Below are 19,936 nucleotides of genomic sequence, written 5' to 3' on the forward strand. Positions count from 1 at the left end.
GTGCGCGGGTACAGAGTTCCAGCAAGGGAAAGCGTCCCCCGCGCTTTTAAACTTTTAACTTTTAACTTTAAACTCACCCCTCTCCTCCAAACATCGCATCCAGCCTTTCAATCAACTCCGTCGCCGGCCGGTCGAAGACCGTGCCCGCGGCTGGCCCCTGCATGCCGCGCAGGAACACATAGACGGCGCCGCCCAGGTGTTGATTCGGATTGTAGTCTTCGCCAAGCCGGTTCTTGAGAAGACGATGGAGGGCCAGCAGGTAGAGTACGTACTGCACCTCGTAACGCTTGTCGAGAATGGCACGGGTCATGGCGTCGGTGGTGTAGGCGGTGTCATCCACGCCCAGCCAGTTGGATTTGTAGTCGAGCACGTAGTACTTGCCGCGGTGTTCGAACACCAGATCGATAAAGCCCTTGAGCATGCCGTTGAGGGTGTCCGCTTCCAGTCGCGGGCGGGGCAGGTCAGGGTGGATGGCATCGCGGATGGCCTGATCCAGTGAAGCCACGCTCACCTGGTTGGCGGGCAACATGAATTCCATCTCTGCCACATAGGTGGCCATCTCGCTCAGTGCCACCTGATCAGCGGCCAGCGGTAACGGGGTTTGCAGGGCGGTTTTCCACCAGTCCTCAATCACCGCCGCGTGATCCTGCCAGCCGCGAGCCTGAAGTTTTTCTGCCACAACCTGTTCGAAGGGGGCAGGAGACGCCAGGGTCGCAACAAAGTCCTGGTTTGCTGCCTGCTCGAGAACATCATGCAGCAGGGTGCCGGGGGCGGCGCCGCGCGGGAAGGCGTGGATGCTACCCGCCAAGGGCTCCTGTTCCGGCATGCTGTCCTGATCCGGTTGTTCGGCCAACTGGTCGCTGCGCGGGTCCGCCGGGGCCAGGGTTTCCTGAACCTGCTTGAGGGCACTGTAGCTGGCAATCCACCAGGGTTGGCGTTGATGTCGGGGGGGCACTTGTACCGGTTTCAGGGTCAGCTTCCGGGTGGCCGGTTGATACGGCAGATCATTGCTCTGCGGTGGCGCGATCACGCTTACCGAGTCGCTGATGACTGGCCTCAGTGTTTCGGTGAGTTTTTCATTTTCCACACCGTCACCAAACAGCAGGCGGCCAATGGCACTTTTCTCCAGCTGGTTGGTTTTACCGTTGCCTTTCACGTAGGGGGCAATGCCCAGGGTGCAGGTATGGCAGGCCCGGGTGAGTGCCACATAGAGCAGGCGCATGTCTTCCGCCAGGCGCTCTTCGTCAGCCTTGCGCTCGTCTTCTGCATCCGGCTCCAGTGACACATGCAGCCGGTCATCATCATGGAAACGCAGCGGCGGCTTGCTCTTGTCGGCGGGGCGGAAGCTGCAAATAAAGGGCAGATACACCAGCGGGTATTCCAGCCCCTTGGACTTGTGGATGGTGATTACCTTGACCCGGTCGTCATCACTTTCCAGCCGCAGGATGCTTTCCTTGCTGCTGTTACTCTGCTGTTCGAGGGTTTCTTCCAGATAGCGAATCAGGGCCTGCTCGCCATCCAGTTGAGTGGCCATCTGCTGCAGCAATTCAGACAGGTGCAACAGGTTGGTCAGTGCCCGCTCGCCATCCAGGCTCTGGCTGAGGCGCACCGGGACATGAAAATCCATCAACAAACTGCGCAGCATGGGCAGCACGCCTTGCTGTTGCCACTGGTGCCGATAGCCATGGAACTGTTCCACCATGCGCTCCCAGCGCACCTCATCCTGGTTGATGGCATCCAGTTCCGTATAGGCTATATCCAGTGACGCACTGGCCAGGGCGCTGCGCACCTTGCTGTCCGATTCCGGGTTGGCGCAGGCGTGCAGGATCAGCAACAGGTCGATCGCTTCCGGCTGGGCAAAGACGGAATCCTGATCAGACAGATACACGCTGCGCACCGCACGTTCCATCAATGCATCACGAATGGCTTTGGCCTCGGTGCGGTCACGAACCAGGATGGCAATGTCGTTGGGTTGGAGCGGCCGGAATTGTTCGTCTTTGCGGAAACCGGTGTCGCCTTTTTCCGCGCCGTTGAGCAGGTGGGCGATTTCGGTGGCGCAACGGTCCGCCTGTTGCTGGCGGTACTGACCGGCACTGATCGCTCTGTCGCGGTCTTCCACCCACAGTGTGATGCCCGCTTTGACCTGCCCATCCACTTCCAGTTGTTCCTTGCGCCCCTGGGCTTCCACCGGGTCGAAAGGAAAGGGGCTGCCGGTTTTGGCCATACGGAAGACATCACCAAAGGTCTGGTCGCTGTAAGTGAACAACTCGTTTACAGCGGAGACCATGGCATGGGCAGAACGGAAGTTCTTTTTGAGTGTGTAGTGGTTGCCTTCGGTGGCCGTGCGGGCTTTCAGGTACGTGAATACATCCGCGCCGCGGAATGCATAGATGGCCTGCTTGGGGTCGCCGATCATGAACCAGCCGATCTCCGGCTGATTCCCATAGAGTGCAGAGAAAATCCCGTACTGGACCGGATCGGTATCCTGAAATTCGTCGATCAGCGCTACCGGGAATTGCTCACGAATCACCGCGGCCAGCCGCTCGCCGTTGGACCCTTCCAGGGCATCGCGCAGGCGGGTGAGCATGTCATCGAAGCCCAGCGTCGCGGTCTGGCGGCGCACTTGGTCCACCCGCCGGTCAATCCAGGCGGCCACATGGGCCAGCAGGTCCGTGCGTGGCAGGCGGGTGTTTTCGCGCCCCATCAGGACCCGATCAAGCGTCTTGCAGAACAGGAAGTCCGGACGGTGGTCCTGACCCGCCTTGGTCAGCTTCAGGCCGTCTTCAGAAAACTTGAAGAGGACGGCGTAATCCTTGTCGCGCAGGCCTTCACCCTTGGCGTAGCGCTTCAGGAGCTTGAGCATGCCGGGCACACTTTTCGCCCGGTAGCTGTTGCCGTTCAGCCACTTGTTCTCCTGGGCGTCACGTACCCAGTGAAGAAAGTCCGGCAAGGCCTCCGCCAGTTGCTGGCGAGCCAGCCGGTCCAGCTCGGCCTGGGGATCGGTTTGCGTCAGCCATTCTTTGACACTGTCTGGCAGGTTCGCCGGATCGGCTTCCTTGAGCCCCAGAAGGGGACGGGCTTGCTTGAGCAGGGCATCCGGGTTGCCCAGTCCTTCGCTTTGCAACTGGTTGGCGGCACTCACCGGGAAGCGGTTGATGATGTTGCGCCAGTAATCCCGTGCCGCCTGCAGTTGGTCATCGCTGGCATCTTCCTGTAGTTCCAGGCTGAACAGGCTGCCGGAATCAAACGCATGCTGCTTGAGCATGCGATTACAGAACCCGTGGATGGTGTAGATGGCCGCTTCGTCCATCCACTGGGCGGCGGCATCCAGGCGCTGGGCGCATTGCTTGCGCGCCTGCGGCTCGGCGTAGTCGGCCAGCAGTTGTGACAGCACCGGGTCGCTGGCAGTGGCGTCCGGGTCGGCAAAGGTACGGGCGGCATCGGCCAGACGGTCCCGAATCCGCTCGCGCAATTCTTCCGTGGCGGCTTCGGTGAAGGTCACCACCAGGATGTCCGGTGGCAGCAGCGGGCGGTGGAAGGCCCGGTCGTCACCATGGCCCAGCACCAGGCGCAGATAAAGCGCTGCCAGGGTGAAGGTCTTGCCGGTACCGGCGCTGGCTTCGATCAACCGGGTGCCATGCAGAGGGAAGGTGATCGGTAGCGGTGGGGACTGACATCCGTCGTTATGGCTCATGACAGGTCCCCCAGTTCGGCCCACTGGCTGTTCAGGAAGAGGGGCGCATAGAGTTGTTCTGTCCAGTAAAGAAACAGCGGTTCTTCCTCTTTTGTCTGTGCCCAGAGCGTATCGAAATCCGGCCAGGCGCGGGCCAGTGACGGGTCATCCACTTCCCCTCGGCTGAAATCGCTGCTGGTGTATTTGTTCCTTGCTGCTTTCACGCCTTTCTCTTCATCTTCTTCCGCCAGGAAGGCAAAGGCGGTGGCACAGGCCACCGGTAGTGGATGGCAGAGCGCCTGTTGCCAGGCATGACCAAGCTGGTCGAGATGCTGCTGGGCTGCCTGCTGGGTCAACTGTAGCAAGGTAAAGCGCCCATCCTGGCCCTGTATGCGGGTGGTGAGCGGGTAGCCGGCAGCACAGGCAGCCAGGTGAATTACCCAGTCGCGACACAGCTTGTCGTAACGGTTTTCCAGCCTGCCGGTCTGCAGGACCAGCCGCTGGGGGTTGGCGGTGGCGCCGCGCAGATCGGTGAGCCAGTCTTCCAGTGGCAGGGGGCCAGCGGTCAGACGGATTTCCTGCTGGGGCTGCGGGCTGCCGCTCTGGGCCAACAGGGCAAAGTAATCGTCCAGCGGATCGGCCAGCGGCACCAGCAGGCTGTCACGGCTACCTTCTTCAAACGGATGCAGGGGCAGGTCGCCGCTGGCGGCCAGCCGGTTCAGAGTGGCCTGCATGGTGCTTTGTGCCTGTTCCGGACCCGCCTGCAAGGCGTCACTGATCAGCTGATCCTGCAGTTGATAACGTTGCAGCCCATCGAAACCGAAAGGTTCGCTGTCTTCGAGTACCTGGCGTTCCAGTTTCAGTTTTGCCTTGAGCCGGCGTTCGAAAAAATGCGCCACCGGTTGCTTCAGGAAGCGACCCAGGACGCTGCAGTTCACCGGTTCGTCCACGTCCAGTGACGGCAATGGTTGGCGATTGTCCACCTGCGGGGCCTCGCCATCATGCAGTACACGCCATTCATTGGCATAGGTGTCGAGAGCATCGTTGGCGGCATCAAAGTACTGGCCGCTGAAGGGCTGCAGGGGATGGGCCTGGGTGAGGGCCTCCACCGGGTCGCCCTGATCGCAGTGCCAGCGCTGGTTGATGTGATCGCGCAGCTGGGCCACCAGTACCGAAGGCGGACGTTCGCTGTTGTCGCGCACGTTGCGGCCGGTCCAGCTGATGTAAAGGCTGTCGCGGGCGCTGAGCAGGGCTTCCAGAAACAGGTAACGGTCGTCGTCCCGCCGGGAGCGATCCCCCGGGCGATAGTTGCCCCACTGGCGCATCAGGTCGAAATCCATGGGCTGCTGCGGGCGGGGGTAATCGCCGTCTTTCATGCCCAACAGGCAGACATGGCGGAACGGAATGGCGCGCATGGGCATCAGGGTACAGACGTTGATGCGGCCGGCCATAAAACGCTGCGACAGGCTTTCGGAATTGAGTGCATCGAGTAATGGGCGGCGGGCCACGGTCAGTGGCAGGGCCTTGTCGAAATCCGCTTCGCCACAGGCCGCCAGCCAGTCGTTGAGGGCATCGCGCAGGCCGGCATCGAGGCCCTGATCGTCCTGTTCGTCGGGGGCAAACAGATCGTCCAGCAACTGGCTGAAACGCAGCTGCCATTGGGTCGGAGTGGCGCTGTCCCGGAAGGCCTGCCAGTGCTGTTCCAGACTCTCCAGCAACCGTGACAGTCGCCCGGCCAGCTCGGCGCCCAGCCCTGCTACTTCGTCCAGCGGCTGGATGTTATTCCAGGCGGGGCCATCGCCCATCAGGTAGCCGGCCAGCATGCGTTTGAGCCCGAACGCCCAGCTGTTTTGTTCAAAGCCGGGGACGTCCAGGGTGTGGCGCTGGTCGCTGTTGAGCCCCCAGCGGATACGGGCCTGATCAATCCAGCTGGCCAGCTGGGGCAAGTCGCTTTCCTCGATGGCAAAGCGCTGGCGCACTGCAGGCACCTCCAGCAGGTCGAGAATGTCGCTGGCGGTGAAGCGCCATTGGGGCAGGTGCAGCAGGGATTCCATGGCCTGGGCCATGGGCGAGGCGGCACCGGCACTGCGGTCGCTGAGGGTGTAGGGGAGGTAGCGGGGATCCTCCCGCTCCATGCGACCAAACACCGCATCAATGTAGGGCGCGTAGGCCTCGATATCCGGCACCATCACAATCACGTCCCGGGGCTGCAGGGTGGGGTCCTCGGCAAAGCGTTTCAGCAACGCATCCTGCAGGATCTCTACCTCCCGCTGGGGGCTGTGGGCGATGGTGAAATGCAGGGACGAATCCGGTTGCAGGAGCGGTCGCTGATCCGGAGCCGGCTGCGGTTCCAGATCGAGAATATCCTGCTGCAACTGTTCCAGCAGCGTGCCCGGTGTCAAATCCGTGAACAGGTCGATCTGGTTCTGGAACGCGCTGCGGTAGCTGTCCGGATCATCGTGATCATAGAGCAGCCCGATAAAGTCCCGGCCCTGTTTGCCCCAGGCGGCCAGCAGCGGATTGACCCGGTTCTCTGGCAGCAGGTCGAGGTGACGTTTGCGCTCGTCCAGTTGACGCCGTAGCAGATGACGGTCTTCCACGATATCTGCCCAGTAGTGCTGGCAGGGGTTCTGCACCAGCATCAGGATCTGGCAGTGCTGGCTGAGTGCGGCGAGGGCCTCCAGGGATTGCTGGGGAAGGGCGCTGATGCCAAAGATGATCAGGCGACGCGGCAGGCCGGGTGGCGTTTCGCCGCTCTTCAACGTTTCGATAAAACGGTCATGGATGGCGCTGCGACTGAGGCCCTGTTTGTCGTCGTCCATGTCTGTCAGTACGGCGCGCCAGAGATGGGCCTGCCAGCGCTGGCTGTCGGGGAAATCATCGTGGGCGTTGCGGTCGTGGGCCTTGCGCAGTTGATCGCGGCCGGCTTCCCAGTCGGTCAGCCAGTCGGCGCGATACACCTGGTAGGCGTCATAGAGATCCGCCAACCGTTCCGCCAACTGGTGCCGCTTGCGACAGTCCTGGTCATCGGTAAGAAAGTGCCGTAGCGGGCCGAAGTGTGGATCGTCCAGCAGAGTCGGCAGCAAACGATACAGACGCCACAGCAACCGGGATTTGTCGAAGGGCGAAGTGCGTGGGACCTGTTCCTCCCCCAGCACGGCGCGATAGGCGTTCCATAAAAAACGGGCGGGCATCTGGAACTGGTAGCCGGCACTGATCCCCAGAGATTGGGCAAGTTGCAGTTTCAGCCATTGGGCCATGCCATTGGATTGCACCAGAAACGTCTCTGTTTCCAACGGGGACAACGGCTGGCGACGAAGCCAGTCCGCCACCAGTTCAGTGAGGGTTTCCAGACGGTTGCTGTGTAGCACCATCAGCCCGTTTTGCATGGACATTCCTTGGATAGCATTGCCAAACGCCAAGCCTAAGGGAGTCCGTCGAAGGGAGGAAGGGCCAAGGCAGTTTTCTGCCCTGACTTTACGTGTGTCGCCGGTTTACATCACGCTCATCCACCATTCCAGCTTGTCCCGTTTCCGCTCTGGCTGAGGCGCGGGGGAGGAGCTCGGCTGCACCTCGCTGGCCTGACTGGGTTGTATGCCAAAGGTGGGATACAAGGAGGCAACCAGCAGTACCGCCATGACGCGATTGAAATACCGCAGACGTTTTCCTTTTTTCAAGCCGTTCTTTAATGCCGCGCCAAACAGGTTCCAGCTACTGATCAGCGGCAACCCCACAACCACGAAGGTGCCGGCAAGCAGCAGCATGCTGGGGGTAAAGTTGTGGGGTTGGGTAAAAGTGGCCACCCCGGTCAACGTCATCATCCAGGCTTTGGGATTAATCCATTGGAACAGCGCCGCCTGGATAAAGGTCAGGGGCTGTTGCTGCTGTGGGTGGTCCTGCAGGGAGCGGTTTCGCACCAGCTGCCAGGCCAGCCACAGTAAATAAAGGGCACCGGTTATGCGCAACCCGTTGACCAGAGAGGGGGAGTGACTCAGCAGCTGGCCGAGCCCCTGCGCGATGCACAGCAGCATGATCTGACAGCCGATCACGATACCCAGAATATGCGGCAACGAACGAATGAAGCCGGCGTTGGCGCCGGAAGAAACCAGCATCAGGTTGTTGGGGCCGGGGGTTCCGGTCATTACGGCAACAAAGCCGACAAGGGCGAAAATCTGCTCCATTGGCATGGCTGGCATCCATTGGCTCTGGAAGGTGTTCCAGAGTAGGTGGACAAGCTGTATCGATACAGATATAAGAAAACAAAATTGATGCAGTACAGATTGTGTTTTTATAAAACTGTGCTGGCTGTTGTGACGCTATCTGTATCGGTAATTGCCATGACTTTGTATCAACGCCTTGCGGATACCCTTCAGGAACTGATTCGCGAGCAGGCGTATCCCGTGGGAAGTCGGTTACCCGGGGTGCGCATGTTGGCGGCACAGCATCAGGTGAGTGTCTCTACCGCGGTGAATGCCTGTCGGGAATTGGAGCAGCGAGGTGTCCTGGAAGCACGGTCGAGATCCGGGTATTACGTCTGTCCACCGCTTGCCGAGCTTGAACCTCCCAGGGTCGCCCGGGCGAGCCGGCGGCCGCGTCGTATCACCGGGCAGGAGCGGGTATTACAGATTCTGCAGAATGTGAATAATCCGGCGATCGTTAACCTGGGGGCGGCGGTGCCGGCCCCGGAGTACATGCCGGTGGCGACCATGGAAAAAGTCTTTCACGGGGTGCTTCGCGAACAACGAAGACGTTGCGTTGGCTACGAATTTCCCCCCGGCGCGCCTGAACTCTGCACCCAGATTGCACGTCGTATGGCCGCCTTGCAGTGTCCCACTCGCCCTGAGCAGGTACTGGTTACCAACAGTTGTCAGGAATCGGTTGCGATAGCCCTGAAACTGGTCACTCAGCCGGGAGATACGGTGGCCATTGAGTCTCCGACCTACTATGGGTTGCTGCAGGTGATTGAGTCACTGGGGCTCAAGGCTCTGGAGATTCCCACGGATCCTGAGACCGGCATCTCCCTGGATGCACTCACTCTGGCGCTGGAACGCTGGAAGGTATCTGCCTGCGTGGTGGTGGGTAATTTCTCGAACCCGTTGGGGGTGTGCCTGTCGGATGAGCGAAAGCAAGCTTTGCTGGCCTTGCTGGCCAAACACCGGGTGCCGCTGGTGGAGGATGATATCTATGGGGACCTTCCGTTGACCGGGCGGCGACCCAGACCGATCAAGAGCTGGGATTCAACGGGGCAGGTTTTCTACTGCTCGTCTTCCTCCAAGACGTTGTCGGCGGGATTGCGTGTGGGCTGGATGGTGACCCCGGATGCTTACACCGAAAAGGCGCGTTATCTGCAGTTCATCAATACGGTGTCGGTTTCTACGCCGTCCCAGCTGGCGCTGGCTCGCTATCTGGAGAGAGGACACTACGACCGTTATCTTCGTCAGGTTTGCGGTGAGCATGCTCGCAGTGTTGCCCGAATGACGGAGCGTGTAACGCAGTTATTTCCTGCCGAAACACGGGTTAGCCGACCTGCCGGAGGGTTTGTGCTGTGGCTGGAGTTGCCCGGTGACATTGATACGTCAGAATTGATTGAACAGGCTCAGGAACAGGGGGTGAGTTTTGCGCCGGGTGCCTTGTTTTCCGCTACCGGGAAGTTTACCAACTGCCTGCGTCTTAACTGCGCGGTAAAATGGGATAACCGGGTAGAGCAGGCGCTGATTACGCTGTCTCGTCTGTGTTGATGCGCAGGCAGCAATGCCTGCCTGCGCATCGTCACATCGTCTCAGAGCATGATGGAGCCAAGCACTTCACGTTGTCCGTTCTGCACCTTGATCACTTTGCTGCCTTCCTTGATCAGGGTGTAACTTTCTGCCACCTCTCCGCTGGTGGCCAGCACGCCGATGGAACCATCAGCGTGGTAGGTCAGTTGGGCTTCGTTGCCCAGGCCGTCAGTGACGGTTTCGGTGGTGCCTGCGACTTTGGCGCCTTCCTGGCTGATCGGGTTTGTGCCAGTCCAGAACTCAATGGAGTTGAAGATGATAATGTCACCGAGCAACGACAAGCCGTAAACCGGGATCCACCAGAAGGCGAAAGAAATCACCTGATTAACAAATTTGTTATCGGTCGCATCGGCATTCCAGTCCTGCACAGTATCGAACAGGGCGTTCTGACCGAGACAGCCGGTGAGCATTACGGCGCCAAGGGCGCTAGCCAAGCCTTTTTTCATGGGGTTCTCCAAACAAGAAAGGTCGTCGTACCCGGGAAGTATTAGCGTAATTGTGTTTGGAAACCATGTCAGGTTTGGGGCGTGGGAGAGGTATTTGAACATCCGGGTTGCTGTTGCTGGGGCGATGGGGGGAGGCTTGGGTTGCTTAGCGCCAACCTGCGCCCCGCAAAGTGGGGCGCAGGTTCTCGGGGCCGCTATCCGCGTTCCATGGCGGCCAGCTCATCCTCAAAGAAAAAGGTGTCTTCACCGAAAGCCGGTTCCAGGTGGTTCAGCCACGTTGCCTGTTCGTTGTATTTGGCAAAGAAGGGACGCTGGACCCAGTCATGGTTGCGGCCCTGGATGAACCGTAACGCAAAGACCTTCTCGCCATTGATCTCGGTGACGCCCTGGATCTCGACCTTGCCCGGGTGGCTGGACATGCTCGGGCCGCGGGCTGTTCTGGCAATACCCGAGACCTGTTTCATGGCGTCCCGATAGATGTTCCACGCTTTGGCAAGTGGCACTTCAAAATAATGGCGGGCGCCGGTGTCGCGTTCCACGAACATGTAGTACGGCACAATGCCCAGCTCTACCTGGGTTTGCCACAGACGCGCCCAGTCATCGGCGTTGTCGTTGATGTGGGCCAGCAACGGTCCCTGAGCACGGATGACCGCACCGGTGGCACGAACACGTCGCACCGCTTCTTTGGCGATGTCGGTTTCCAGCTCTTGCCAGTGGTTGTAGTGAGCCATCAGCGCCAGATGCTTTCCGCTGGCTTGGACTTCGCGGAACAGTGCCAGCAGGTCGTCAGCGTCGGCATCCGAAACCACCCGGTAGGGCCAGAACGTCAGGGCTTTGGAACCGATACGGATGGTGCGAATTTGTTCCAGTTCCAGCAACGGTTCGATATGAGCGCGCAGGTTTTTGGTTTTCATTACCAAAGGATCGCCACCGGTGATCAACACATCAGTGATTTCCGGGTGTGCCTGGATATATTTCTTGAGTTGACCCGCTTCCTTTGCGGCAATCTTCAGATCGTTGTCGCCGATGAACTGGGCCCAGCGAAAGCAGAACGTGCAATAGCTGTGGCACACCTGACCCTGGCTGGGGAAGAACAGCACCGTTTCATTGTACTTGTGCTGGATGCCGTCGATTTTCTCGTCATCCACTTCCGGCATATTGTGTTCCATCTGGCCTGCCGGGTGAGGGTTCAGGGCCTCGCGTACCTCCGCGATCACAGCCTTGATGTGGTCCTTGTCGCCACCGCGCATGGCATCGGCAACCCGGTCGAAGTGCTCCGGTGCCAGCATCCCTTTCTGTGGGAATGTCAGCTGGTAGATCGGGTCGTCGGGAACCTTGTCCCAGTTGATCAGTTCGTTGATGACATACTCGTTTACCCGGAATGGCAGGACATTGGCAACGACCTCCATGGCGAAGCGGGTGTCGTCATCCAGACGCTTGAGTGGCTCGATCTTGTCGAGTTGTTTGGCGGTGAACACCTTGAAGCGGCGAGGCTCATCAAACTGTGTGTGCTCGCTCTGGTGCAGCGGAATAACCGTATTGGTCTCGGGCATGGTTACGCTCCTCATCATGTGCCGATGCGTTGCTGCGTGAAGACGCCACGCCAACACCGGTACACTGGCTGCCTAAACCAGCGGAATTAGTTATTACTACTGATGACCGGCGGCGGCCGGTACTGAACACGAGCCGTGGCTCGTCGCTGTACGCCACTAGGGACGCGAGGGACCTGGGTCTTGCCCATCTTCCAGCCATTAGCGGGGAAGCAGGACGCTGCCAGTGTGCAGTCACTGACCCAAAAGAGGGCGCATTCTAGTGAAACGGGACGGAAAGCGCAAAAATGTCACCGGTGTGACAGAGGTAACTACCCGTTAAAACAGGGATTTGTGCTATGTTGCCAGCATTGCACTGTATCGAGACAAGGTGAATTCTGGCGGTCCGGCAAGGAGAGGAATGGACGCATTCGTAACGCAGTGGGGGCAGGGGGTTGACCGTTGGCTGCTGCGGCTGGAACCGTTCTGGCCGCATCTGGCGGCCATGATCAGTGTCGCCCTGGCCATCACGGTCACCATCCATGTTTCACAGAACAAGCGCGATGCCCGGGCCGCAGCGGCCTGGACCGGGCTGGTCTGGCTGGTGCCGGTGTTTGGTGCTCTGCTGTACTTCCTGCTGGGCGTGAACCGTATCCGCCGCCGTGCCCGGCAGCTCACCGGTGGCAAGATCGAGACCGATGAAGGCTGGCGTGTGGCGGCTGAACCCCTGCCACTGCATGGGCATTTTCAGGAGTTGAGCCGCTTGGTAGGGCGTCTGACCCATTTGCCTCTTACCGACGGTAACCGCATTACGCCCCTGGATGCGCCGGCGGCCTATCAGCAAATGCTGGACGCGATCGAGAGCGCCAACGAAAGCATTTTTCTGGCGACCTACATTTTTGGTAATGACGCTGCCGGTCGGCCGGTGGTGGAAGCTCTCGCTCGGGCAGTCCAGCGCGGGGTGAAGGTGCGGGTGCTGGTGGATGGGGTTGGTTCCCTGTATTCGCTGCCATCTGTGGTGTGGCGGTTGCGCCGCAACAAGGTGCCGGTGCAGCGCTTCCTTTACTCGCTGGCGCCTTGGCGAATGCCTTACATTAATCTCAGAAACCACCGTAAATTCATGATTGTCGACCGGGAAACCGGTTTCACCGGCGGCATGAATATTCGTGCAGGCTATATTCAAACGCCTCCTTCTATTACCGACCTGCATGCGCGGCTGGAAGGGCCGGTAGTGGGACAGTTGCTACGCAGCTTCGCGGCAGACTGGTTGTTCAGTTGCGGCGAACTTCTTGAAACCAGCTACCGTGGCCTGGCGCAGCTGGGAGAGGTAAAGGCCCGGGGGATCAGTGCCGGGCCGGATGCAGATTTTGACAAGCGACGGCTGACACTTCTGGCGGCCATTGGTGCTGCAGAGCACCGTATTCGCATCGTTACGCCCTATTTTGTGCCGGATTTGACGCTCCTGGCCACTTTACAGCTGGCCATGCTCAAGGGTGTGCAGGTACAGCTGATCGTGCCGCAGAAGAATAATCTTCGCATGGTGCATTGGGCCAGCCTGCATGCATTACGCTGGCTGGTCAGTGAAGGGGCTGAACTGTACCTGTCGACACCGCCCTTTGATCACAGCAAGGTCATGACGGTTGACGGCCACTGGGTGATGCTGGGTTCCGGAAACTGGGACGCGCGCAGTTTGCGGCTCAATTTCGAGTTTGATCTGGAATGTTACAGCGACCAGCTCGCTGGCACAGTCGATGGGTCCATAGATGAGCGACTGCCAGATTGCCGCCGAATGGATACCGCGGCTTTTCGTGATATGGCGCCCTGGCGTCGTGTGAGAAATGCGCTGGCGCATTTGATGGAGCCCTATCTGTAAACCCGGCTAGTACTTTTGTATCATGTCATAGTGCCAGCATTTCTGTGGGCTGAGTCACGCTATCGTAAACATTCTGTATCGACGTTGTTCTGGCGAGGATACAGTGCCAGCACAGCGAATGGCAGCCGAGCGGCTGCCGTTTTTATATTGGGGAATGTCGGGAAAGCAAATGCTGACTAGACTATTGCTGGTGCTGTTGGCCCTGATGGGGGGGCAAGTGAGCCTGGCTGCGGATGCCAGCTGGATCATGGTGACCGAACGGGATGATATTCGGGTATTCCGCCAGGATGACGACAGCTCCCGCCTGAAAACCTTTCGGGGCATCGCACGAATGCCGGTCGAGGACTTCAAGTCCATCGGCGTGCTTATGGATGACTATGATGCTGTGGCGTCTTTCATGCACATGGTGTCAGAAATCCGCGATCTGCGTCGCCATTCCCACTTCAAGCGCGATGTCTACGTAACGACCCGTTTGCCCTGGCCTGTGAGTGATCGGGACGCACCACTGCGTGTGCAGTTCTACCAGGAAAAGGATTCCTACGATCTGGTGATGCCGTTTTCACTCTACGAAAGCAACATGCCGGAGCAGGATGGCTACGTCCGTATGCCGCAGATGGAAGGCTATTACCGTTTTTCACCGGTAGCGCCCGGAGAAGTGGAAGTCACAATTGAAGTCGTGTTGGATCCTGGCGGGGTGGTGCCCGCCTGGATTGCCAATATCATTCTACGCGATATTCCCTACTTCTCTCTCAAGCGGTTGCGCCGTGTGGTGAATCAGCCACGCTTCCAGGGTGTGGACACAGGCTATTACCGTGTGCCTGAGAACTGGCAGAAAAAGGCAGAGCCAAGGTCGGTTGCTAACGCTTCAGCGGAGAGCCCGGCCCCATCAGTGCCCAGATGATCAGACCAACAAGCGGCAGGATAAGCACCAGCAGCACCCATAGCACCTTGGCGCCGGTTTCCGCGGAAGATTGGATAATCATGACGATGGCATAAATCGCCAATGCCAGTTGTAGCAATCCCAGCAGTTTCATCGTGTCATTCCTTTTCGATTAGTCCTGACCCTGAATGTAGTGCACTGAGCCCGCCGGGTAAATTGCCGGGCTGTTAAACACCGTCAAACCTGTCGGCGGCAAAGCCAGCCCCCATACAGCAAGGCAATCAGCCCGATGCCTGCTCCCAGCAGGACAACCCCGTCCCAACCGAAGTGCTCGTAGGCACGAGCAGAGCCTAAAGAGCCCCCGGCGCCACCCAGAAAGTACAGGAACATGTAGCCGGAATTCAGACGGTTGCGGATATGTTCATCCAGCGAGAACACCAGGTTCATATTGGTGATATGCACCGTCTGCAGTGCCAGGTCCAGCACCATGATCCCCGCCACCAGCGCAAGCAGGGAATCTGCCCCCAGTTTGAGCAGCCACCAGGAGCCGAATAGCAAGGCCAAACCGCCCAGGGTCAGGATGCGGCTGTGGCCACGATCCGAGAGAACGCCGGCGTGGCGTGCGGACAGGGCGCCAACCGCTCCGGCCAGCCCGAACAAACCAATGGTGGCATCGGACATCTCCCAGGGAGAAGCGGAAAGCAAAAAGGCCAGTGGTGTCCACAAGATACTGAAAAGGGCAAAAATCAGACATCCCAGGAGGGCCCGCTGCCGGAAAAGGGGATAGCGCACAAACAGGACAGCGACCGATCCGATCAGGCGCGGATAACTGAGCCGACTGTTCTGGCGGTAGCGAGGCAGGGCGCGGAACAGAATCGCGGTATTGACCAGCATCAGCCCGGCAGCCACCCAGTAGACTGTGTGCCAGTCGCCCAGTGAGGACAGTGCGCCCGCGACGGTTCTGGCCAACAGAATGCCCAGCAGCAGACCACTCATGACCGTACCCACAACCCGGCCGCGGTGGGCCACAGGGGAGAGCGTGGCGGCGAAAGGAACCAGCACCTGAGCAACCACCGAGAATGCGCCAGTGATCGCTGTGCCGGCAAGTAACATGGGTAACGATGTGGCGCTGGCACTGACCAGCAATCCGCCGGTGGCAAGCAACATCATCGTGACCACCAGCCCCCGGCGCTCCAGCAGGTCCCCGAGGGGGACCAGCAGAATGAGACCGACGGCATAGCTGGCCTGGGCGGTGGTGACAATGATCCCGGCGCTGGCGTAAGAGAGCGCCAGTTGGTCAGCGATAGTGTGCAGCAGGGGTTGCGCATAGTAGTTGCTCGCGACCACCAGGCCGGTGGTCGCGGCCATCAGCAGAACCAGCCAGGGGCTCAGCGTTGCGGGCGATGAAGAGTTCTGCATGGATGTCTGTATCGTGAATATGGTTCATTTTTAGCCTGAATCAAGCCCGGGAAGGGCTGAAATCAGGGGGAAGTGGCGCCCCGGAGATGATTCGAACATCCGACCTAGCGCTTAGGAGGCGCTTGCTCTATCCAGCTGAGCTACCGGGGCAAAAGAAGGAACGATTGTAAGGACTTCACGCTCGGGTGCCAGTCTCCGGGGAGCAAGCGGCGATTTATTAGGCGCTTGCTCGCCCTCCGGGCGCCGGCAAAGCGGCGGTATCCGCTTCGCGTTCGTTCGGCCAAAGCATGCTTTGGAGAGCCCCGAACTCACCCAGCTGAGCTACCGGGGCAAAAGAAGGAACGATTGTAAGGACTTCACGCTCGGGTGCCAGTCTTCGGGAAGCAAGCGGCGATTTATTGACCTGTTTTTCGCTTCCAAATGACCCGACACGTCGCCTGGCCACCCGGCAGTCACTGTTGGCCTTGGTGGTGGGAGCGGTCGTTCGACCGCGATGCTCTTAAATCCTGGGGAGCCTCTGAATAACACCTTGAATGCTCAGCGTGACCTTGAGCGTGCAGCTGTTGTGTCTTGACTCGACGGTAAGGGTGGTTCCCTTTCCTGGAGGCAAGGCGCATCAGATGTGCGTTCCAGGCCGCGTCCCTCGGGTCTTCCAGGCTGGCCCACACTCGTTGTTGCGCTTTCTTCGAAGGTGAAGAGCCGATGGATGGACATACACCTTCAGAGCCGCGCCCCGCTTTACCTTTTGGCCCATAGAGGGGGTGAGCCAGCCTGAAAGACTGAGCACGCAAGGCGTTATTCAGAGGCTCCCTAGAACTTTTCTTCCGACAGTGTCTGCATCTGCTTGAGTCGCCCGTTGAGCTTGCTGTACAGGGCAAAGTCCTCCCGGGCATCGCGCAGGGCATAGCTCATTTGCTGTAGCGCCTTGCTGTCATTGCCGCGCAGGAACTGGCTTTCTGCCTTGGCGTGAAGTGCGCGCACCCGGTCGCCACTGTTGCCATAGGCATCGGCAGCCAGCTCCCAGATGGCGGGGTCCGTGCCGCGTTGTGCCAGCAACGGTTTGATGATCGGCAGTGCATTGTCCGGTTGATTGCTGCGCAGGTAGGCCCGGCTCAGCAGCACGGAGGCTGCATAGTTGCCGGGGGCAATATCGAGCACCCAGCGGGCTTGCTGGATGGCTTCGGGGTAACGTCCTTCATCCAGCGCGATTTCCGTGAGCCCCAACCGGAACCACAGCTCATCCGGGTGCTGGCTTGCCAGCGATTGCATCAGGTTGCGGGCCTGATCGTAGTGGTTCGCACGCAGATAACTGAGTGCCAAGCCGTATTGGGCGGCCTGCAGGGCCAGTGCGCTGCGTTCGTTGGTGTAACGTTTGAAATAATCGATGGCCTGACTGTCACTCTGGATAAAGGCGGCGCGCAGTCTTGCCTGCATCAGCAGGTAATGGGGAGAGACATTCAGCCGTGGGGAGGGGAGATTGCGTGCCCGGGCCCGGCTGTCTGCGATACGGCTTTCGGTAACCGGGTGGGTGAGCAGGAATTCCGGCGGCCGGCCCGCAAAGCGCTGGCCATCATGCATACGTTCGAAGAACCGCGGCATGGCATCCGGGTCCATGCCTGCTGCGGCGAGGGTCTGCATTCCCACGCGATCGGCTTCCCGCTCATTCTGCCGTGAATAGGCCAGCTGTGCCTGAATGGCGCCAGCCTGGGTGGCTGCCACCCCTGCCATCCCGGCTTCACCATCCCCGGCAATAGCGACGGCCAGGCTGGCCAGCATGGCGGCGAGTACGGCGGTGTTGACCTTTTTGGAATCCAGATAGCGGCGGGCAAAATGGCGTTGGCTAACGTGGGCAATTTCGTGCGCTACTACCCCGCCGACTTCGTCTTCGCTGTCTGCATTCAGGAACAGGCCGGCGTTAAGGCCGATGACACCACCAGGCACAGCGAAGGCGTTGATCTGGCGACTGTTTACCACCACGATGTCCAGGTCCGGCTCTTTCAGATCACTGTAGGAGGCGAGACGGTAAACCAGGCTTTCCACATATTCCTGCACCATCGGATCGTTCATGATGGAGGTTTGTCCGCGCAGGCTGCGCAGCCAGGCTCGGCCCAGACGGTACTCCTGATCTGCAGACATCAATGCCGATGTGGGATCACCCAGAACCGGCAGGTCATCATTGGCACTGACCGGACCCGTCAGCAGGCAACAGAACATCAAGAGTGTGCGCGATAACAACTTCAATCAATGGCTCCATGTCGGGCAGGCCGGGTTGTGACTATAATGCCGTCAGGTTGGTAATCAATGAATAGCATGACGGACACAGTGACTGATCTCCAGTTGGATACTTCCGGGCTGCAATGCCCCATGCCGCTTCTCAAAACCCGACAGGCCTTGCGACATATGCAGCCTGGCCAGGTGATGGAAGTGATTGCCACCGATGCCTCATCGGCGATCGATATTCCTGCCTATCTGAGACAATCCTGCCACGAGCTGGTTCGCAGTGAGGAGAAATCGGGCCGTTTTATTCTTGTGATTCGTCGCGGTGAACAGGAGAGCTGATGCTGCGCATTTTACGCAACTGGGCGGACCAGTATTTTTCAGACGAAGAGGCGGTGTACCTCTTGGTCGTGCTGCTGACAGCCGGTCTGCTGATCGCTTTCTTGGGGGGCATGCTGGCGCCCGTGCTGGCAGCCATTGTCATCGCTTACCTGATGCAGGGGCTTGTCTCAGGGCTGGAGCGGCGGGGGATGAGGCGTTTTTTGGCGGTGAATCTGGTGTTTGCCCTGTTTCTTGGGTTGCTGATCATGACGCTGGTGCTGCTGTTGCCCATGGTCTGGCGTCAGACCGCCTTGCTGGTTCAGGAGCAGTTACCCCATGTGCTCAAGAACGGCGAGGCCTGGTTGCGGGAATTGCCGGTGCATTACCCGGAAGTGATCTCTCTTGAGCAAGTGAACTCAGTGATTGCCGTCATTCAGCGGCAGGTGGCGGAAGCCGGGCAGGGAGTGTTGACCCTGTCGCTGGCCTCGATCCCCAATATTGTGGAAGTGATGGTGTTTCTGGTGCTGCTCCCCCTTCTGGTGTTCTTTTTTCTCAAGGACAAAGACGCCATTGTGGGCTGGTTAATGCAGTTTTTGCCTCGTCGTCGCCGAGTGCTGAGCCACGTGTGGCAGGAAATGGATGGCCAAATCGCCAACTATGTCAGGGGCAAGGCGGTGGAAATCCTCCTGGTTGGCAGCGTTACCTTCGTCGCCTTTATTTTGCTTGATATGCATTACGCCGTGTTATTGGGTGTGCTGGTCGGGTTGTCGGTGGTGGTGCCTTACATCGGCGCGACGGTAGTCACCTTGCCGGTAGCTGCCGTGGCCTATGTCCAGTTTGGCTGGAGTGGTGAGTTTGCGCTGGTGATGGTGGTCTACGGCATTATCCAGTTTATTGATGGCAATATCCTTGTCCCGCTGCTGTTCTCTGAGGCGGTGAATCTCCATCCGGTGGCTATTATTACTGCGATTCTGCTGTTTGGTGGTCTGTGGGGGCTCTGGGGCGTATTTTTTGCGATTCCCTTGGCGACCCTGTTCAAGGCGGTGTTGAATGCCTGGCCCCGGGAGGGAAGTTATCCGGTGGCTGAACAGGCGAGTGGCGAGTAAACACAGCAAGGGGCGCCGTTGCGGCGCCTCCAGATGCCGCCAGCAAGCGCTCAAAACCCCGTTGCGTGCCCAGATTTTCAGGCGTATCCCCCTGAGTGGGCCAACAGATAAAGAGGGGGCGCTTTTCAGGGGGGGCTGCCCATCCATCGGCTTTTCACCTTCGAGGGCAGCGAAACAACGCGTGCGGGCCAGCCGGTTAGATCCCCAGCTCGTCCAGTTCTGCCAGCAGATCTTCGTGGTGGCTTTTGGTCTTGAACTTGTCCATGACCTTTAGCAATTTGCCATCCTTGCCGATGATGAACGTGGTGCGGATCAGCCCCATGAATTCCTTGCCCATGAATTTTTTCATGCCCCAGCAGCCGTACTTTTCTGCCACGGTGTGATCTTCATCGGATAACAGGCTGAAGTTCAGGTCATGCTTTTCGATGAACTTGGGCAGCCGTTTGACCGGGTCCGGACTGATGCCGAACACCTTTACCCCGCGCTTCTCCAGTTCCGCACGGGTGTCGCGAATCCCGCAAGCCTGGGTGGTGCAGCCAGGGGTCATTGCCTTGGGATAAAAGAAGATCACTACCGGGTGCTGGTTCTTGAAGGACTTCAGTTCCACCAGGTTGTCGTCCTGATCGGGGAGTTTGAAATTGGGGGCCAGGTTGCCAATTTTGGGATGTGCCATATCGGGGTTAGATCTCTCGTGT

Annotated in this window: 14 protein-coding genes and 1 tRNA gene; 5 read left to right on the forward strand and 10 right to left on the reverse strand. The window is 59.1% G+C overall.

Translation table 11 applies throughout. The annotated features are described in order from the left end of the window. Window positions 1-73: 73 nt before the first annotated feature. The 3 genes from recB to D4A39_RS11315 all read right to left on the reverse strand — a co-directional run bounded on the left by recB (window position 74) and on the right by D4A39_RS11315 (window position 7,860). Window positions 74-3,694 (reverse strand): exodeoxyribonuclease V subunit beta, encoded by a 3,621-nt coding sequence (gene recB / locus D4A39_RS11305; protein WP_119918130.1) that lies wholly within the window; start codon window positions 3,692-3,694, stop codon window positions 74-76. After that, on the reverse strand, window positions 3,691-7,062 hold the full coding sequence (recC, locus tag D4A39_RS11310; protein ID WP_022986969.1) for an exodeoxyribonuclease V subunit gamma: 3,372 nt from the start codon (window positions 7,060-7,062) through the stop codon (window positions 3,691-3,693). Before recC ends, recB begins: the two co-directional genes overlap by 4 nt. Window positions 7,063-7,167: 105 nt before the next feature. Continuing rightward, complete coding sequence (locus D4A39_RS11315; protein ID WP_119918131.1) at window positions 7,168-7,860, reverse strand: LysE family translocator; 693 nt, start codon at window positions 7,858-7,860, stop codon at window positions 7,168-7,170. Between the two features lie 150 nt (window positions 7,861-8,010). On the opposite strand from D4A39_RS11315, the gene D4A39_RS11320 reads away from it, so the two are divergent. Continuing rightward, window positions 8,011-9,411 (forward strand): aminotransferase-like domain-containing protein, encoded by a 1,401-nt coding sequence (locus D4A39_RS11320; RefSeq protein ID WP_119918132.1) that lies wholly within the window; start codon window positions 8,011-8,013, stop codon window positions 9,409-9,411. A gap of 41 nt (window positions 9,412-9,452) precedes the next feature. Here the strand turns inward: D4A39_RS11320 and D4A39_RS11325 are convergent, their stop codons facing one another. Then, window positions 9,453-9,896 carry a DUF3332 family protein gene (locus D4A39_RS11325; RefSeq protein WP_158586931.1) on the reverse strand — a complete coding sequence of 148 codons (444 nt, stop codon included), beginning with the start codon at window positions 9,894-9,896 and terminating at the stop codon, window positions 9,453-9,455. A gap of 194 nt (window positions 9,897-10,090) precedes the next feature. Further along, entirely contained in the window at window positions 10,091-11,449 is a 1,359-nt protein-coding gene (locus tag D4A39_RS11330) for a KamA family radical SAM protein (protein ID WP_119918134.1), read from the reverse strand. Between the two features lie 397 nt (window positions 11,450-11,846). On the opposite strand from D4A39_RS11330, the gene D4A39_RS11335 reads away from it, so the two are divergent. Then, complete coding sequence (locus D4A39_RS11335; RefSeq protein ID WP_119918135.1) at window positions 11,847-13,298, forward strand: phospholipase D-like domain-containing protein; 1,452 nt, start codon at window positions 11,847-11,849, stop codon at window positions 13,296-13,298. Between the two features lie 169 nt (window positions 13,299-13,467). Next, window positions 13,468-14,199, forward strand: a complete 732-nt coding sequence (locus D4A39_RS11340; RefSeq protein WP_022986975.1) for an SRPBCC family protein — start codon at window positions 13,468-13,470, stop codon at window positions 14,197-14,199. Here D4A39_RS11340 and D4A39_RS11345 read toward each other — a convergent pair. From D4A39_RS11345 to D4A39_RS11360, 4 genes are all read right to left on the reverse strand, one after another. Beyond that, the gene (locus tag D4A39_RS11345; RefSeq protein WP_022986976.1) at window positions 14,156-14,332 is read right to left on the reverse strand and encodes a PLDc N-terminal domain-containing protein; all 177 of its coding nucleotides are present in this window, start codon (window positions 14,330-14,332) and stop codon (window positions 14,156-14,158) included. The genes D4A39_RS11340 and D4A39_RS11345 overlap by 44 nt on opposite strands. Window positions 14,333-14,415: 83 nt before the next feature. Next, window positions 14,416-15,597, reverse strand: a complete 1,182-nt coding sequence (locus D4A39_RS11350) for an MFS transporter (protein WP_022986977.1) — start codon at window positions 15,595-15,597, stop codon at window positions 14,416-14,418. Between the two features lie 73 nt (window positions 15,598-15,670). Then, a tRNA-Arg gene (locus D4A39_RS11355) sits at window positions 15,671-15,747 on the reverse strand. 660 nt (window positions 15,748-16,407) lie between these two features. After that, window positions 16,408-17,838, reverse strand: a complete 1,431-nt coding sequence (locus D4A39_RS11360; protein WP_031226372.1) for a M48 family metalloprotease — start codon at window positions 17,836-17,838, stop codon at window positions 16,408-16,410. Between the two features lie 69 nt (window positions 17,839-17,907). On the opposite strand from D4A39_RS11360, the gene D4A39_RS11365 reads away from it, so the two are divergent. Both D4A39_RS11365 and D4A39_RS11370 read left to right on the forward strand, forming a co-directional pair. After that, window positions 17,908-18,156 carry a sulfurtransferase TusA family protein gene (locus D4A39_RS11365; protein ID WP_022985192.1) on the forward strand — a complete coding sequence of 83 codons (249 nt, stop codon included), beginning with the start codon at window positions 17,908-17,910 and terminating at the stop codon, window positions 18,154-18,156. After that, window positions 18,156-19,241, forward strand: a complete 1,086-nt coding sequence (locus tag D4A39_RS11370) for an AI-2E family transporter (RefSeq protein WP_022985193.1) — start codon at window positions 18,156-18,158, stop codon at window positions 19,239-19,241. Before D4A39_RS11365 ends, D4A39_RS11370 begins: the two co-directional genes overlap by 1 nt. A 196-nt stretch (window positions 19,242-19,437) precedes the next feature. Here D4A39_RS11370 and bcp read toward each other — a convergent pair whose 3' ends face one another. Beyond that, a complete protein-coding gene (gene bcp, locus D4A39_RS11375) occupies window positions 19,438-19,914 on the reverse strand; it encodes a thioredoxin-dependent thiol peroxidase (RefSeq protein WP_022985194.1) in 477 nt (158 codons plus the stop codon). Between the last annotated feature and the right edge of the window lie 22 nt (window positions 19,915-19,936).

The sequence above is a fragment of the Alcanivorax profundi genome (assembly GCF_003597125.1).
GTDB lineage: Bacteria > Pseudomonadota > Gammaproteobacteria > Pseudomonadales > Alcanivoracaceae > Alcanivorax > Alcanivorax profundi.

Bases quoted from the DNA above. Each gene is read 5' to 3' on its own strand.
- D4A39_RS11330 (WP_119918134.1), bottom strand. From the start codon at position 11,449: ATGCCCGAGACCAATACGGTTATTCCGCTGCACCAGAGCGAGCACACA.
- D4A39_RS11345 (WP_022986976.1), bottom strand. From the start codon at position 14,332: ATGAAACTGCTGGGATTGCTACAACTGGCATTGGCGATTTATGCCATC.
- D4A39_RS11335 (WP_119918135.1), top strand. From the start codon at position 11,847: ATGGACGCATTCGTAACGCAGTGGGGGCAGGGGGTTGACCGTTGGCTG.
- bcp (WP_022985194.1), bottom strand. From the start codon at position 19,914: ATGGCACATCCCAAAATTGGCAACCTGGCCCCCAATTTCAAACTCCCC.
- recB (WP_119918130.1), bottom strand. From the start codon at position 3,694: ATGAGCCATAACGACGGATGTCAGTCCCCACCGCTACCGATCACCTTC.
- recC (WP_022986969.1), bottom strand. From the start codon at position 7,062: ATGCAAAACGGGCTGATGGTGCTACACAGCAACCGTCTGGAAACCCTC.
- D4A39_RS11315 (WP_119918131.1), bottom strand. From the start codon at position 7,860: ATGCCAATGGAGCAGATTTTCGCCCTTGTCGGCTTTGTTGCCGTAATG.
- D4A39_RS11340 (WP_022986975.1), top strand. From the start codon at position 13,468: ATGCTGACTAGACTATTGCTGGTGCTGTTGGCCCTGATGGGGGGGCAA.
- D4A39_RS11350 (WP_022986977.1), bottom strand. From the start codon at position 15,597: ATGCAGAACTCTTCATCGCCCGCAACGCTGAGCCCCTGGCTGGTTCTG.
- D4A39_RS11370 (WP_022985193.1), top strand. From the start codon at position 18,156: ATGCTGCGCATTTTACGCAACTGGGCGGACCAGTATTTTTCAGACGAA.
- D4A39_RS11365 (WP_022985192.1), top strand. From the start codon at position 17,908: ATGACGGACACAGTGACTGATCTCCAGTTGGATACTTCCGGGCTGCAA.
- D4A39_RS11320 (WP_119918132.1), top strand. From the start codon at position 8,011: ATGACTTTGTATCAACGCCTTGCGGATACCCTTCAGGAACTGATTCGC.
- D4A39_RS11325 (WP_158586931.1), bottom strand. From the start codon at position 9,896: ATGAAAAAAGGCTTGGCTAGCGCCCTTGGCGCCGTAATGCTCACCGGC.